The following is a 15,357-nucleotide window of genomic DNA, read 5'->3' on the forward strand; positions in this document are numbered from 1 at the left end:
GCTCTAATGCCCCATGTCCGCCGCCGACGCCTTCGGGCCCCCGGGCGCGGGCGGGCGCAGCAAGATGACCAGCGGCACCGACAGCAGGGTCACCCACATCATCGCCCAGAAATCGTCGATATAGGCGATCATCGCCGCTTGGCGGTTGATCTCGGCATTGACCATCGCCATCGCGCTCGCGCCGAGCGAGCCGAGGCGGTCGGAGGTCGAGGGGTCGATCAGCGGCACCGCGCTGCTCGTGACGTGCGCGACCAGATCCTCGTGGCTGCGCTGGGTGTTCGCGCCGAGCAGGGTCGTCACCACCGAAATGCCGACCGACGCGCCGACGCTGCGGAACAAGTTGAGCAGGCTCGCGCCGTCGGTGCGCCACACCGGCCCCAGCGTCGCGAAGGCCATGGTGTTGAGGGGGATGAAGATCAGCCCCATGCCCAGCCCCTGCACCAGCCCGCTGACGATCACCGGCCAGGCGCCCATCATCAGCGACCAGTGGCTCATCTGCCACAGCGAATAGGCGGCGATGAGCAGTCCGCTGCCGACCAGCCAGCGCGCGTCGATCCGGCCCAGAAGCCGTCCCGCGATCCACATGCTGATGAAGATGCCGACCCCGCGCACCGCGAGCACCCAGCCGGTGTCGATCACCGGCCAGCCGAACAGCCGCTGGAGCATCGGCGGCAACAGCGCCATCGACGAGAACATGACGACGCCGATAACCACCATGAAGCCCAGCGCAGTGAGCAGGTTGCGGTCGGCGAGCATGCGCCGGTCGAACAGCGTGTTGCGGCCGGTGAGCAGGTGGATCAGGAACATCCACAGGCACGCGAAGGCGACCCCGCTTTCGATCCAGATCTCGATGCTGTCGAACCAGTCCTTCTGCGCGCCGCGGTCGAGCATCAGCTGCAGCGAGGCGAGGCCGAGCGCGAGCATAGAAAAGCCGAACAGGTCGAACTTGCGGTCCTTGCGCGATGTCGCGGGGAGCAGCGCCCACATCAGCGCGAGCGTCGCCGCGCCGACCGGCAGGTTGACATAGAAGACCCAGCGCCAGCTGGCGCTTTCGGTCAGCCAGCCGCCGATGATCGGTCCCAGGATCGGCCCGACCATGATCCCCATGCCCCAGATCGACATCGCCCGCGCGTGGCGTTCGGGCGGGTTGATGTCGAGCATCACCGATTGCGACAGCGGGCCGATGAAGGCGGCGCTGATCCCTTGCAGGAAGCGAAAGGCGACCATCTCCTCGAGATTCTGGGCCGCGCCGCACGCCATCGACGCGATGATGAAGCCGACGACCGAGGCGAGGAACAATGTGCGCCGGCCGATGCGGTCGGCGAGCCAGCCGGTGATCGGCATCGCGACCGCGGTCGCGATGATATAGCTCGTCAGCACCCAGTTCACCGTCTCGCTCGTCGCGCCGAGGCTCGACTGCATATGCGGGATCGCGACATTGGCGATCGTCGTGTCGAGGATCTGCATCACCGACGCGCCCATGACCGCGACGGTCAGGAGGCCGCGATAGCGCACCTGCTCGTGAAGCGGCCGGTCGTCGCTGACGACCGTCGCCGCGGGTGCGGCGCGGCGGCGGGGAAAGGCGCGGCTGGCCATTACGCGGCGTTTGCGGGGCTAAAGCCCCTCCCCTTGAGGAGTGCCGGGTCGGTCGGTCCCCCGGACCGACCTGAACAGTCCGGGGGACTGTTCACCCGGCACTGGGTTGGGGTGGGGTCCATCGGCCTTGCGCAAGGCCGATGGATCCCACCCGCTGCGACTAGCGAGCAAGCTCGCAAGTCTCGCTGCCCTCCCCTGAAGGGGAGGGCGGGAGTTGGGCCGCGAAGCACGGCCGCCAGGCCCACGTCAGCCATAGTCTCACTTGCCCTTTGCCGGGCAACCGCCCGACGTGATCACCTTCACCTCGGTCGAAAGCCCCGCGATCATGTCGCGCTTCGCGACCTCGTCGAAGGCGACGCGCACCGGCACGCGCTGGGTCACCTTGACCCAGTTGCCGGTCGCATTCTGCGCCGGCAGCACCGAGAATTCGCTGCCCGTTCCGGCGCCGATCGTCTTCACATGGCCGCGCACGACGAGCCCGGGATAGGCGTCGAAGCGGAGTTCGGCGGGCTGGCCGACGCACATGTCGGCCAGGTCGGTTTCCTTGAAATTGGCCTCGACCCACGGGTGCCCGGTGTCGACCAGCGTCACCGCGGGCAGCCCGGCGACCATCATCTGCCCGACCTGCAGCCGATCCGATTCGGCGACGCGTCCCGCGCTCGGCGCGCGCACCTCGGTGCGGCCGAGGTCGACCTGCGCCTGCGCGCGCTGGACGCGTGCGGCCTCGACCTGCGGATTGGTGCCGCTCGCGCCGGTGGCGAGCTTGGCGCGCGCCTCGGCGGCGTCGGCCCGCGCCTGGCCCAGGCTGGCACGCGCCTGTTCGACCGCGTGCTTCGCGGCGTCATAGGCGGCCTTGGTGGTGAAGCCCTTGTCCATCAGCGCGGCCTGCCGCCGGAAATTGGCCTCGGCGAAGGCGATATCCTCTTCGGCCGCCTTGATGTCGACATTGGTCGCGGCGAGGCTCGCCGACAGATTGCCGACGTCGACCTTGGCGGCGTCGATCGCCGCGCCCGCCTGCGCGACGGTCAGCGCATAGGGATGCCCGTCGATGCGGAACAGCAGGTCGCCCGCCTTGACCTCCTGGCCCTCGCGCACCGCGACTTCGGTGATCAGCCCGCCGACTTCGGCCGCGACCGACACCTTGTCCATCTGGACATAGGCGTTGTCGGTCGACACCGACCCGCCGCTGGTCAGCCACCAGACGCCGCCCGCGATCGCGAGCGCCGCGGGCACGCCGAACATCAGCGCGCGCGCGCCCCAGCCCGGCTTGGCTTCGTCTTCCGGGGCGGAGGCAGCGGAGCCGGCGGCCGGCAGCACCGGATCGGCCTTGGGGGCGGCGCGCGGGGGCTTGGCGTCCTCGGCCGTGGGGCGGGTGGGGGAGAGCTGGGTCATTCTGCGGCCTCGGTTTCGGTCTCGGTGTTCGCGTCGCGGCGCGACAGGTTGCAGCGGATGCGCCCGACGAGCGCGATCAGCTGCGCCCGTTCGGCGTCGTTCAGCCCTTCGGTGGCTTCTTCGGTCAGCCGGTCGGTCGTCCGGCGCATGACCTTCAGAAGGTCGCGCGCCCGCGGCGTCAGGTGGAGCTGCCAGGCGCGGCGGTCGGTCGGGTCGGCGCGGCGTTCGACCAGCCCGGCCTCGGCCAGCCGGTCGACCATCCGCGACAGGGTGATCGGCTCGACCTCGATCAGCTCGGCGAGTGGGCCCTGCCGGATCCCCTCGTACCGCTTCAGATAGCTGATCAGCCGCCATTGCAGCGCGGTCACGCCGCTGTCGCGCGTGCGCGCGTTGAACGCGCGGCGAAACAGCCGCGCGGTGTCGTTCAGCAGAAAGCCGATCGTCTCGTTCATGGCAGGGCATATAATAGCAATGGCTATATAATCAACTACGCGCTGCGCGGCACCTTCGAAACCTTCCATTCCGGTGTAAACTATTCCGACAATGCTTGCGCCGCGCCGTATTTTGGGCAGGATGCCCGCATGAGTCTTTCCGCCGACCTCTTCTGGTCCTTTCGCTCGCCCTATTCCTACCTCGCGATCGGCCGCTACCGCGCGCTCGCCGCGAGCCACGCGGTCGACATCAACCTGCGCCCGGTCTACCCGCTCGCGATCCGCCAGCCCGACTTCTTCGAGCGCAACCATCCCAACTGGCTGAGCTATACGATGCGCGACATGATCCGCGTCGCGCAGTTCCACGGCATCCCCTTCGGCCCGCCGCGTCCCGACCCGATCGTCCAGAATGTGACGACGCGCGAGATCGCCGCCGAGCAGCCCTATATCTATCGCCTCACCCGGCTCGGCCAGGCCGCCTCGCGCCGCGGCAAGAGCCTCGCCTTCTGCGATGAGGCGGCGCAGCTCATCTGGGGCGGGGCGCAGGACTGGCACCTTGGTGACCATCTCGCCGGCGCCGCGAAGCGCGCGGGGCTCGACCTCGCCGAACTCGACGCCGAGGCGGAGCGCGACGCCGAGGCGCTCGATACCGAGATCGCCGCCAACCAGGTCGCGCTCGAGATCGCGGGTCATTGGGGCGTACCGACGCTGGTCTTCGACGGCGAGCCCTTCTTCGGGCAGGACCGTATCGAGATGGCGAAATGGCGGATGGAGCAGAAGGGGTTGAAGCCACGGTAGGGGGTGTAAGGCCGGCTGGTCGTGAACGGCTGCTTTGGGGTGGGAGCTGCCATCCAACCTCGTCATGCTGAACTTGTTTCAGCATCCATGGCCAGGTCCCCCCTTCGGCGCCGCGTCCAGTTCAAGGGCGGGCCATGGACCCTGAAACAAGTTCAGGGTGACGAAGAATGAAAGGTCCGCTTCTGGCCGAAAGCGGCCATCTCGCTCGTGTTGAGCGAAGTCGAGGCAGTCCATGTCGCTCCCATTCGCCGTTGCGCGAACCGCCAAGCGGCGCGTAAGGCACGGCAATGACCATCGAACCCCGATTTTTCGCGGCGCGCGACGGCGTGCGGCTGGCGTGGCGCGAGACGGGGGAGGGGGCGCCGGTCGTGCTGCTTCACGGCCTGTTTTCGAGCGCCGAGGTCAACTGGATCAAGTTCGGCACCGCGGCGCGCGTCGCGGCGGACGGCTTTCGCGTCATCATGCCCGACCTGCGCGTCCACGGATCGAGCGCCGCACCGCACGGGGCGGAGCATTATCCGCCCGACGTGCTGGTCGACGACCTTCAGGATCTGGTCGCGCACCTCGGTCTCGCCGATTTCGACCTTGGCGGCTTTTCGCTCGGCGCGCGCACAAGCGTTCGCGCGGTGGTCGCGGGGATGCGGCCGAAGCGGCTGATCCTCGGCGGCATGGGGCTTGCGGGGCTCGCCGGCTGGCAGCGGCGCGGGCAGTTCTTCAAGCGCGTGATCGCCGACTATGAGGGTGCGAAGCGCGGGGACGACACCTGGCTGTCGGTGCAATTCATGAAGACGATGAAGGTCGACCGCGTCGCCGCGGGGCATCTGCTCGACAGCTTCACCGACACCGCGCCGGACGCGCTCGCGGCGCTGACGATGCCGGTGCTGGTGGTGTGCGGCGACAAGGATCAGGACAATGGCTCGGCCGAGGAACTGGTCGCCGCGCTGGCCGACGCGCGGCTCGCGACGATCCCCGGCACGCACATGTCGAGCGTGACCGAGCCCGAACTCGGCGAAGCGATCGCCGACTTCCTGACCACCGCTTGACCGGGCTGGCGGTGCGGTCCAGACTGGCGGCCATCGCGCCAGAGAGCGCCATGATCATCCAGAGGACGCACCCCATGAAAGCCATGATTTCGACCCTGTCGCTTGCGATGTCGCTCGCGCTCGCCCCAAGCCCGGTGCTCGCGCAGGAAGCCGCCCCAGCCGCGGCCGAGGCGCCGGCTGCCGCCCCGACGGCCGCCGATGCCGACGCCTTCATCGCCGCCGCCGAAAAGGATCTGTTCGACTATTCGGTCGAGGCGAGCCAGGTGAACTGGGTCAACTACAACTTCATCACCGAGGACACCGACGCGATGGCGGCGCGGATCAATGCCGTCGGCACCGAGAAATCGGTCAAATATGCGCTCGAAGCCGCCAAATATGTGAATGTGCCGGGGCTGAGCGCCGACACGAAGCGCAAGCTCGACATCTTGCGCAACGGCATCGTGCTCCCCGCCCCGACGACCGAGGGCGCCGCGACCGAGCTCAACCGGATCGCGACCGATCTCTCGTCGCAATATGGCAAGGGCAAGGGCACCCTCGACGGCAAGCCGATCTCGGGCTCTGACATCGAGGCCGAGATGGGCAATCTCGAGCATACGCCGGCCGAGTTCGCCGAGATGTGGACGAGCTGGCACGACAATGTCGGCGCGCCGATGAAGGACGACTACGCAAAGATGGTCGGCATCGCCAACGAGGGCGCGAAGGAGCTGGGGTTCGCAGACACCGGCGCGATGTGGCGGTCGGGCTACGACATGCCGCCCGAGGAGTTCGCGAGGACGACCGAGCGGCTGTGGCAGGAGGTGAAGCCGCTCTACATGGCGCTCCACACCTATGTCCGCTGGAAATTGAACGAGAAATATGGCGACGCGGTGCAGCCGAAGACCGGCCCGATCCGCGCCGACCTGCTCGGCAATATGTGGGCGCAGGAATGGGGCAATATCTACCCGCTCGTCGCGCCCGCGGGTTCGGGCGACCTCGGCTACGACATCGGCGATCTGCTCAAGGCCAAGGGCAAGACGCCGCTCGACATGGTCAAGGCGGGCGAGAATTTCTATTCCTCGCTGGGTTTCGCGCCGCTACCCGAAACCTTCTGGAAGCGCAGCCTGTTCGTGAAGCCCGCCGACCGCGAGGTCGTTTGCCACGCTTCGGCGTGGGATATCGACAACAAGGACGACGTCCGCATCAAGATGTGCACCAAGGTGAATTCGGACGATTTCGTCACGATCCACCACGAACTCGGCCATAATTATTACCAGCGCGCGTACAACAAGCAGCCGTTCCTCTACCTCAACGGCGCCAACGACGGCTTCCACGAAGCGATCGGCGATTTCGTCGCGCTGTCGATCACGCCGCAATATCTGGTCGACATCGGCCTGCTCGACAAGGCGCAGGTGCCCGGTGCCGACAAGGATGTCGGCCTGTTGTTGCGGCAGGCGATGGACAAGGTCGCCTTTCTGCCCTTCGGCCTGCTCGTCGATCGCTGGCGCTGGGGGGTGTTCGACGGGACGATCCAGCCCGCCGACTACAACAAGGCATGGACGCAGCTGCGCCTGCAATATCAGGGCATCACCCCGCCGGGCGAGCGGCCGGCGAACGCCTTCGATCCGGGCGCCAAATATCATATCCCGGCGAGCACGCCCTATTCGCGCTATTTCCTCGCGCGCGTGCTGCAGTTCCAATTCTATCAGGCGGCGTGCAAGCAGGCGGGATGGAAGGGCCCGCTCCACCGCTGTTCCTTCTATGGCAACAAGGCGGTCGGCGCGAAGCTCAATGCGATGCTCGAAATGGGCGCGTCGAAGCCCTGGCCCGACGCGCTCCAGGCCTTCACCGGCAGCCGCGAGATGTCGGGCAAGGCGATGGCCGACTATTTCGCACCCCTGAAAAAATGGCTCGACGAACAGAACAAGGGCAAGCCGACGGGGTGGTGATTGCGGTTACGAGGATGTGACAAGGGCCGGGGAGGCGACTCCCCGGCCCTTTTCTTGCGGGAGTGCGGGGGCGTTTTGGGGTGGATTTGAGTCATTCCCCTCCCTTTTAGGGAGGGGCTGGGGGTGGGTAGCCGCCGAAGGCGGCGTTCTTTTGCGGGCTCGCTCCGCTCGCGCACCCACCCCTAACCCCTCCCTAAAAGGGAGGGGAGAAGGTATGGCTCCTACCTGCCGTGGGCTGCCGTTCCCCGTCAATCCGCCTCCACCGCCTGCTTGAACCGCGCCAGCCGCGCCGTCGCCGCAGCGGCGTGCGGGCCGATCCAGCGGTCGTGGATGTCATGGATCGGCATCGCGTTCAGGTGATTCCAGCGCTCGCGGCCGCGGCGCTCGGCGATGATGAGCCCGGCATCTTCCAGCACTTTCAGATGTTGCATCACCGTGCAGCGGTCGAGTTCGGGGAAATGCTCGCACAGCGTGCCGGTGGTCAGCGGCTGGTCCTTGAGGTCGTCGAGGATCTGGCGCCGCACCGCATGGGCGAGCGCCTTGAAGATGCGGTCGTAATCGTCGTGGATTGACATGTTATAAATTTATAACATAAACTGCACCAACTCAAGCGGAGATTGATCATGGAACTGAAATTCCGAGTCGCGGCGCGGATCGCGAAGCCGGTGCACGAGGTGTTCGAGGCGGTCGCCGACCCCGCGAAGCTGTCGCATTATTTCACCACCGGCGGTGCCAAGGGCCGACTGGAGACCGGCGCGACGGTCGAATGGGACTTTCACGACTTCCCCGGCGCCTTCCCCGTCTATGTGATCGAGGTCGTGCCCGACGAGAGGATCGTCCTCGAATGGCAGGCGAACGAAGGCGAGGCGCCGAATGTCGAAGGGGGCGAGCTCAAGGACGCCGATTACCGCACCCGCGTCACCATGAGCTTCAAGGGGCTCGACGACGGCCGCACCCTCGTCGAGATCGCCGAGGAGGGCTGGCGCGAGAATCAGGGCGCGCTCAGCGCCTCCTACGGCAATTGCCAGGGCTGGTCGCAGATGCTCTGCGCGCTCAAGGTGTGGATCGAGCACGGCATCAATCTGCGCGAGGGCATGTATAAATAACCGGCCCTCCCCGCGACGAAGCGGGAAGGGCCGAGAGATGCGGGGTGGGCAAGGAGCCCGCCCCCGGCATCCTAGATTCCGTCGACGGCCTTGCTGACGAGGATATTCACCGCGACGCGGCGATTCTGGGCCTTGCCTTCAACCGTGCTGTTGTCCGCCGCCGGGTCGGCCTCGGCCATGCCCGTGGGGGTCAGCATGCGATAGGGCTTCCAGCCGCACGCCTGCTGGAGATAGTTGACGACGCCGCTGGCGCGCTTCTCGCTCAGCGCCTGGTTCAGCTCCTGGCTTCCCGTGGAGTCGGTGTAGCCGACGACGAGCAGCAGGGCGTTGTCCATCGCCTCGGCCTGGCTCGCCGCGGCGCAGAGGTCGGATTTCGCCTGCTCGGACAGCGCCGCCTTGCCGGTGTCGAAGTTCACGTTCGTCGTGCTCTTGACATTATACTGGTCGATGTCGCCCACGCGGCCGCGCAGGGCTTCGGTCGCCGCGGTCTGTTCGGCGAAGCGCTGGTTGGTGCCGGTGCGGATCATCGATGCGGTCCGCAGGTCCTTGTTCTTGAGCGCGATCTTGCTCGCCACCAGGCCGCCGTCCCACTGCAGGGTCTCGACGCTGACCGGCAGGCCGTTGAGCAGCGAATCCGCCGCCAGCTTGTCGCTGCCGAGTCCCAGGAACCCGCCGCTGCCCTTGATCTTGGTGCCTTCGACGAGGGCGATCGTCGTGTCGGCGCCGTCGGCGGTCGTGACCTGCATGCTGCCGTCGCTCCGCGCGGAGATGATGCCCTCGATTTCGGGCCCCTTGGCCATCTGGGCCAGATCGGGCATCAGCTGGCCATTGACGATCACATTGTCGCTTGCAGGGTCGCTTGCGGGCGCATCCTGCGCCTGCGCTGCGAGGCTGACCGTCGCCGTGCCGGCCAGCAAGGCCAGCAACACCATTTTCGGACTCTTGGAAACCGCTCCCATACGCTACTCCTTCGAACTGGATCGGCAGGGGTTCCGCAGTTTACCTGGCCCCTTCCGGCACAGAAATACTCCTGACATGGACAGGAGTTGCGCAGGTCGTCGAGCGCCTTGCACGGCTCGGCTAATCGCGCGAACCGGGCAAAAGCGCGCGAATCCGCGCCATTTAGACAATTAAGCTAGCTATATTCAGGCGTTACGCGCCATCAGCCCGCCGTCGACGGGGATCACCGCGCCGGTGATATAGCTGGCGGCGGGAAGCACGAGGCTCAGGGTCACATGCGCAACCTCCTCGGGCTCGCCATAGCGGCGGAGCGCGGTGCGGCGCCTGGCGAAGACGGCCTTGTCCGCCTCGGGCACGGCGTCGGTCATGCCGGTGCGGATCGGGCCGGGGCAGATGCAATTGACCGTGATCCCCTCCTTGCCGAGATCGACCGCGAGCCCGCGGGTCAGGCCGGTGACCCCGGTCTTCGCGGCGACATAGGGCGTGTCGCCCGGCGTCGCGCCGAGCCCTTCGGTCGAGGCGATGTTGACGATCCGCGCGGCGTCGCTCCGGCGGAGCCACGGCAGTGCGGCGCGGACCATGCGCTGGTGCGCGGTCAGCATCACCGCGATCGCGCGGTGCCAGATCGCTTCATATTCGTCCTCGGTGTCGAGCGGGGCGAAGCTCGAGACGCCGGCATTGTTGATCAAGATGTCGATGCCGCCGAAATGCGCCGCGATCTCGCCGACGACATGGCGGATCGCGGCGCCGTCGGACACGTCGAGCGCGAAGGCCTTCGCATCGGGCCCCGCTTCGGCCGCGACCGCCTCGCAGGCGGCGAGGTCGAGGTCGGTGACCGCGACCTTCGCGCCCTCGCTCGCGAGGAGCAGCGCCGTCGCGCGGCCCATGCCGCTCGCGGCGCCGGTGACGATCGCGACGCGGCCGGCGATGGAACGCGAGAGGGTGGGCGCACCGCTCACCGGAACGGCGGCTCGTTGAAGGCGCGCAATTTCCGGCTGTGCAGCTTCGCACCCTCGTCGTGGAGAAGTTCGCAGGCGCGGATGCCGATCTGGAGGTGCGCGGCGATCGCTTCCTCGTAGAAGCGGTTCGCCTGCCCCGGCAGCTTGAGTTCGCCGTGGAGCGGCTTGTCCGAAACGCAGAGCAGCGTCCCGTAAGGCACGCGGAAGCGATAGCCCTGCGCGGCGATCGTTGCCGATTCCATGTCGATTCCGATCGCGCGCGACTGCGAGAAGCGCAGCGCCGAATCGGTATAGCGCAGCTCCCAATTGCGGTCGTCGGTGGTGACGACGGTGCCGGTACGCATCCGTTTCTTGAGGTCGGCGCCGCTGGTTCCCGACACCGCCTCGGCGGCGCTGGCGAGCGCCTGTTGCATTTCGGCGATCGGCGGGACCGGGATTTCGACCGGCAGCACCGCGTCGAGGATATGGTCGTCGCGAAGATAGGCGTGCGCCAGCACATAGTCGCCGATCCGCTGGCTGGGGCGGAGCCCGCCGCAATGCCCGATCATCAGCCACGCCTCGGGGCGCAACACCGCGAGGTGATCGCAGATCGTCTTGGCGTTCGAGGGGCCGACCCCGATGTTGACCAGGGTGATGCCGCTGCCGTCCTCGGCGATCAGATGATAGGCGGGCATCTGGTGGCGCCGCCACGCGCTGTCGGCGACGAGCGCGCTCGCGTTGGTACCGGGCTGGTCGACATAGAGGCCCGCGGCCCCCGCGAGCGCGGTGTAGCGGCCCTGGCCGACCTGCGCGCCCGCCCAGGCGACGAATTCGTCGACATAGCGGTGATAGTTGGTGAACAGGATGTAGCGCTGGAAATGCTCGGGCGCGGTGCCGGTATAGTGGCGCAGGCGCGCGAGGCTGAAATCGGTGCGCAGCGCGTCGAACAGCGCGAGCGGCTGCGGCGCGGTCGGGTCGAGCCCGAAAAGGCCGTCGGCAAGCTCGTCGCCGATGTCGGCCAGCTCGGTCGTCGGAAAATGCCGCGCCAGCTCGAGCGGGGTGATCTTCCCCATGTCCGACCCGTCGCTCGCGTCGAGCACATAGGGAAAGGGGATCTGCTGGCCGGTGCGGATTACCGAAAGGTCGACGTCGTAATGGCGCGTGAGCAGCATCAGCTGCGCGCGCAGATAATCCTCGAACAGGTCGGGGCGGGTCACGGTGGTGACGAATTCGCCGGCATGTTCGAAGCGCCCGAAAGCGAGATTATGCCCCTGGCCTTCGCGCAGTTCGCCATTGGTGACGAGACGCAGCGCCGGATAGTCGAAAAGACCGGTCGAAGCGGCGTCGGCGGGCGGCAGCGTGCCGTCGTGGACATAGGCGGCGATGGCCGATTTGAGAGCGGAGACCGACGCCTTGAAGCGGCTTTTCAGCTCGGCGAGAATGTCCTCGACGCGGGCGGTGGGATCGGCGGTGTTGGATGTTTGCGATGAGGATGATGTCATCGCGACGCTGTTGCACGAAATTGTGACGAAAGGGAAGAGTCGCTGCAAGCAAGCCCCTCCCCTTTTTGGGGGGAGGGGCTGGAATATTCTTATAGCTGCTCGAGCATATGGTCGGCGCTCGATACCTTGAATTCGCCGGGTGCTTCGACGTTGAGCTGTTCGACGACGCCGTCGTTGACGATCATCGAATAGCGCTGGCCGCGGGTGCCCATGCCGAACGCCTTGCCGTCCATGGTCAGGCCGACCGCCTTGGCGAAATCGCCATTGCCGTCGGCGAGCATGGTGACCTGGTCGGCGCCGCCGGCCTTGCCCCACGCGCCCATGACGAAGGCGTCGTTGACCGCGGTGCAGGCGATCTCGTCGATGCCCTTGGCCTTCAGTTCCTCGGCCTTGTCGACATAGCCGGGCAGATGCTTCGCCGAGCAGGTCGGGGTGAAGGCGCCCGGGACCGAGAAGAGCGCGACCTTGCGGCCCTTGAAATAATCCGCGGCGTTCACCTGTTCGGGACCGTTGTCGGTCACCTTCACCAGCGTCGCTTCGGGCAGCTTGTCTCCGGTCTCGATCGTCATCTCGGCGTCCTTTCGTTGAGGGGAATATCGGAAGGCCGAGAGATTGGGGCGCGAGCGGGTGGAGTCAAGCGGGGCGGGGGAATTTCGGGGAAAGGCGGCTTGCGGCGGAAGCGGCATTCCTCTCCCCTCCCGCCTGCGGGAGGGGCGTTCGGCACGCATGGAACGCCCGCTCCCTACCCCAAAGCCGTCGCGCCCGACCCAAAGACGCTGGACCCGATGCGCGCGCGCGTCCATGATGCGGCGATGGATACGGCGCCCCCTTGGTTCACCGGCCAGCTGCTGCTCGCGCTGCCCGGGATCGGCGATCCCCGCTTCGAGCATTCGGTGATCGCGATGATCAGCCACGATGAAGAGGGCGCGATGGGAATCGGCGTCGCCGATCCGATCGGCGGCATGACCGTGGGCGCGGTGCTCGACCAGCTCGAGATCGCGCACGACGACCCGCTCGATGGGCCGGTGTTTCTCGGCGGACCGGTCGAGCCATCACGGGGCTTCGTGCTGCACAGCCGCGACTGGGGCGGCGAGGGGGCGGTGCAGGTGTCGGACCGCTGGATGATTTCGAGCTCGCACGACATCTTGCGCGCGATCGGCGAGGGGCGCGGACCCGCGCGCTGGCTGGTCGCGCTCGGCTATGCCGGCTGGTCGCCGGGGCAGCTCGAAGAGGAAATGGTGCGCCACGGCTGGCACGTCACGCCGGGCAGCGACGCCCTGCTGTTCGACACGCCGCCCGACCGGCGCTGGCGGGCGGCCTTCGCCGAGGCGGGGGTCGATGCGCGGTTGCTCACCACGGAGGGTGGCGAGGCATAGCCCGAATCGTCGTCCCTGCGAAAGCAGGGACGACGGGCTTTTGTCGCTTAGTGCGCCAGCGCGAGCTGTTCGCGGCCGCCCGCGAGATTGCTCAGGGCGGTACGCGCGGCCCAGCGCGAGTCCATGTAATCGCCGTTCGCGAGTTCGAGGTCGTAGCGGATCGGGCTGGCGGCCGCGGCTTCATAGGCCGCCTTCGCGTCGGCGGTGCGGCCGAGCCGGGCATAGGCCGTGCCGAGATTGATCAGCCGCGACGGATCGCGCGCGTCGAGCCGCGTTTCGCCGGTCAGTTTTTCGACCGCCGCCTGATTCTCGCCCGCCCGCAGTTCCGCAAAGGCGACCGGCAACACCGTCTCGTCGGTTTGCGGCGCGGTAACCACCACGATCGATTGCGCCGCGGCGGGCGATGCGAAGGCCAGAGCGACGAGCGGCAGCAGGATTTTTTTCATCTCGATTATCTCCCGAAAACTGGGCTTGATTTTCTCGCTCGTCGACAAAAAAGTCAATGTTTTCGGCTGTTTGTAACATTGCTGTCACAAATACATCCTATGCTCATCGCAAGTCGCATTATAAGTCATGATTTTCAGAATCTTGGCCCCGGGCGACTCGTGTCACAATGACGGCGCGCGGATTGTCACAATCGGCGCGGCCGAAATTTTATTCGCCGCCGCCGCCTCCGGCGGCTGGTGATTCGCGCCTGCGATTCGGGATCCGGGATTCCGTTTTCCAATCCGGCGGACCGCGCTTCCCTTGCGATATAAAGAATAGTTTATATTTGATCCCGAGCGCGCTTTGGGCTAGGGCGCGCAACATAATTGCGCCGCCGCGACCGCGCGTCCGCGCCCGCCTGACAGGAGAAACGCCCGTGGCCACGCTCGCCGCCGATACCCGTGACTATGTGATCGCCGACATCGCCCTCGCCGACTTCGGCCGCAAGGAAATCGCGATCGCCGAAACCGAAATGCCCGGCCTGATGGCGCTGCGTGCCGAATATGGCGCGGCGCAGCCGCTGAAGGGCGCCCGCATCACCGGTTCGCTCCACATGACGATCCAGACCGCGGTGCTGATCGAGACGCTGAAGGCGCTCGGCGCCGAGGTGCGCTGGGCGACGTGCAACATCTTCTCGACCCAGGATCATGCCGCCGCCGCGATCGCCGCGGGCGGCACGCCGGTCTTCGCGGTGAAGGGCGAGAGCCTCGCCGATTATTGGGACTATGTCGGCCGCATCTTCGACTGGGGCGACACGACGTCGAACATCATTCTCGACGACGGCGGCGACGCCACCATGTTCGCGCTGTGGGGCGCGAAGATCGAGGCCGGCGCGACGCTGCCCGCGCCCGAGAATGAGGAAGAAATCGAGTTCCAGCGCGCGCTGAAGGCGTTCGTCGCGGCGAACCCCGGCTATCTGACCAAGACCGTCAAGGCGCTGAAGGGCGTGTCGGAGGAAACGACAACGGGCGTGCACCGCCTCTACGAGATCGCGAAGAAGGGCGAGTTGCCCTTCCCGGCGATCAACGTCAACGACAGCGTCACCAAGTCGAAGTTCGACAACCTCTATGGCTGCAAGGAATCGCTTGTCGACGCGATCCGCCGTGCAACCGACGTGATGCTGGCGGGCAAGGTCGCCGCGGTCGCGGGCTTCGGCGACGTCGGCAAGGGCTCGGCGGCGTCGCTTCGCAACGGCGGCGCACGCGTGCTCGTGACCGAGATCGACCCGATCTGCGCGCTGCAGGCGGCGATGGAAGGCTATGAGGTCGTGACGATGGACGAAGCGGTGCAGCGCGCCGACATCTTCTGCACCGCGACCGGCAACGCCGACGTCATCACCGCCGAGCATATGGCGGCGATGAAGCCGATGGCGATCGTCTGCAACATCGGCCACTTCGACAGCGAGATCCAGATCGCGGCGCTCGCCAATTACAAGTGGACCGAGGTGAAGCCCGGCACCGATCTCGTCCAGTTCCCCGACGGCAAGGAAATCATCGTCCTCGCCAAGGGCCGCCTCGTGAACCTCGGCTGCGCGACCGGCCACCCGTCGTTCGTGATGTCGTCGAGCTTCACCAACCAGGTGCTCGCGCAGATCGAACTGTTCACCAAGGGCGAGAATTACGGCAACGACGTCTATGTCCTGCCCAAGCACCTCGACGAGAAGGTCGCGGCGCTGCACCTTGAGAAGCTGGGCGTGAAATTGAGCAAGCTGACCCAGAAGCAGGCCGATTATATCGGCGTGCCGGTCGAGGGGCCCTTCAAGCCCGATCATTATCGTTACTGAGCGCGGTTCGCGCAGCGCGGA

The 15,357-nt window shown here is 66.7% G+C and carries 15 protein-coding genes; 6 read left to right on the plus strand and 9 right to left on the minus strand.

Going from position 1 to position 15,357, the window contains the following annotated elements; all coding sequences use genetic code 11:
• Window positions 1–3 precede the first annotated feature (3 nt).
• The 3 genes from CD928_RS17945 to CD928_RS17955 all read right to left on the minus strand — a co-directional run bounded on the left by CD928_RS17945 (window position 4) and on the right by CD928_RS17955 (window position 3,440).
• Window positions 4–1,596, minus strand: coding sequence for a DHA2 family efflux MFS transporter permease subunit (locus CD928_RS17945; RefSeq protein WP_095388459.1), 1,593 nt, complete (start codon window positions 1,594–1,596; stop codon window positions 4–6).
• 258 nt (window positions 1,597–1,854) lie between these two features.
• A complete protein-coding gene (locus tag CD928_RS17950; RefSeq protein ID WP_095388460.1) occupies window positions 1,855–2,988 on the minus strand; it encodes an HlyD family secretion protein in 1,134 nt (377 codons plus the stop codon).
• Entirely contained in the window at window positions 2,985–3,440 is a 456-nt protein-coding gene (locus CD928_RS17955) for a MarR family winged helix-turn-helix transcriptional regulator (protein WP_095388461.1), read from the minus strand. Before CD928_RS17955 ends, CD928_RS17950 begins: the two co-directional genes overlap by 4 nt.
• A 129-nt stretch (window positions 3,441–3,569) precedes the next feature.
• Between CD928_RS17955 and CD928_RS17960 the strand changes: the two genes are divergently transcribed.
• From CD928_RS17960 to CD928_RS17970, 3 genes are all read left to right on the plus strand, one after another.
• A complete protein-coding gene (locus CD928_RS17960) occupies window positions 3,570–4,217 on the plus strand; it encodes a 2-hydroxychromene-2-carboxylate isomerase (protein ID WP_095388462.1) in 648 nt (215 codons plus the stop codon).
• A gap of 287 nt (window positions 4,218–4,504) precedes the next feature.
• Entirely contained in the window at window positions 4,505–5,260 is a 756-nt protein-coding gene (locus tag CD928_RS17965; RefSeq protein WP_095388463.1) for an alpha/beta fold hydrolase, read from the plus strand.
• A 74-nt stretch (window positions 5,261–5,334) separates the two neighbouring features.
• A complete protein-coding gene (locus CD928_RS17970) occupies window positions 5,335–7,185 on the plus strand; it encodes a M2 family metallopeptidase (RefSeq protein WP_095388464.1) in 1,851 nt (616 codons plus the stop codon).
• 248 nt (window positions 7,186–7,433) lie between these two features.
• On the opposite strand, the gene CD928_RS17975 is transcribed toward CD928_RS17970, so the two are convergent.
• On the minus strand, window positions 7,434–7,760 hold the full coding sequence (locus tag CD928_RS17975) for a helix-turn-helix transcriptional regulator (protein WP_095388465.1): 327 nt from the start codon (window positions 7,758–7,760) through the stop codon (window positions 7,434–7,436).
• Between the two features lie 48 nt (window positions 7,761–7,808).
• Here CD928_RS17975 and CD928_RS17980 point away from each other — a divergent pair, with 48 nt between their 5' ends.
• Window positions 7,809–8,291 carry an SRPBCC family protein gene (locus CD928_RS17980; RefSeq protein WP_095388466.1) on the plus strand — a complete coding sequence of 161 codons (483 nt, stop codon included), beginning with the start codon at window positions 7,809–7,811 and terminating at the stop codon, window positions 8,289–8,291.
• 71 nt (window positions 8,292–8,362) lie between these two features.
• Here the strand turns inward: CD928_RS17980 and CD928_RS17985 are convergent, their stop codons facing one another.
• The 4 genes from CD928_RS17985 to CD928_RS18000 all read right to left on the minus strand — a co-directional run bounded on the left by CD928_RS17985 (window position 8,363) and on the right by CD928_RS18000 (window position 12,260).
• Entirely contained in the window at window positions 8,363–9,250 is an 888-nt protein-coding gene (locus CD928_RS17985) for an OmpA family protein (protein ID WP_095388467.1), read from the minus strand.
• 186 nt (window positions 9,251–9,436) lie between these two features.
• Window positions 9,437–10,210, minus strand: coding sequence for an SDR family NAD(P)-dependent oxidoreductase (locus CD928_RS17990; RefSeq protein ID WP_095388468.1), 774 nt, complete (start codon window positions 10,208–10,210; stop codon window positions 9,437–9,439).
• On the minus strand, window positions 10,207–11,691 hold the full coding sequence (locus CD928_RS17995; protein WP_095388675.1) for an AMP nucleosidase: 1,485 nt from the start codon (window positions 11,689–11,691) through the stop codon (window positions 10,207–10,209). Before CD928_RS17995 ends, CD928_RS17990 begins: the two co-directional genes overlap by 4 nt.
• Window positions 11,692–11,780: 89 nt before the next feature.
• Window positions 11,781–12,260 (minus strand): peroxiredoxin, encoded by a 480-nt coding sequence (locus CD928_RS18000; RefSeq protein ID WP_095388469.1) that lies wholly within the window; start codon window positions 12,258–12,260, stop codon window positions 11,781–11,783.
• Window positions 12,261–12,503: 243 nt separating this feature from the next.
• On the opposite strand from CD928_RS18000, the gene CD928_RS18005 reads away from it, so the two are divergent.
• Window positions 12,504–13,067, plus strand: coding sequence for a YqgE/AlgH family protein (locus tag CD928_RS18005; RefSeq protein WP_095388676.1), 564 nt, complete (start codon window positions 12,504–12,506; stop codon window positions 13,065–13,067).
• A gap of 47 nt (window positions 13,068–13,114) precedes the next feature.
• Here the strand turns inward: CD928_RS18005 and CD928_RS18010 are convergent, their stop codons facing one another.
• Complete coding sequence (locus tag CD928_RS18010; RefSeq protein WP_095388677.1) at window positions 13,115–13,513, minus strand: hypothetical protein; 399 nt, start codon at window positions 13,511–13,513, stop codon at window positions 13,115–13,117.
• A 416-nt stretch (window positions 13,514–13,929) separates the two neighbouring features.
• On the opposite strand from CD928_RS18010, the gene ahcY reads away from it, so the two are divergent.
• Window positions 13,930–15,336: an adenosylhomocysteinase gene (gene ahcY, locus CD928_RS18015; RefSeq protein ID WP_095388470.1), complete on the plus strand. Its 1,407-nt coding sequence runs from the start codon at window positions 13,930–13,932 to the stop codon at window positions 15,334–15,336.
• The last annotated feature ends 21 nt before the right edge of the window (window positions 15,337–15,357 follow it).

Origin of the sequence: Sphingopyxis sp. GW247-27LB (assembly GCF_002277025.1) — a bacterium.
In the GTDB taxonomy this organism is placed as follows: domain Bacteria; phylum Pseudomonadota; class Alphaproteobacteria; order Sphingomonadales; family Sphingomonadaceae; genus Sphingopyxis.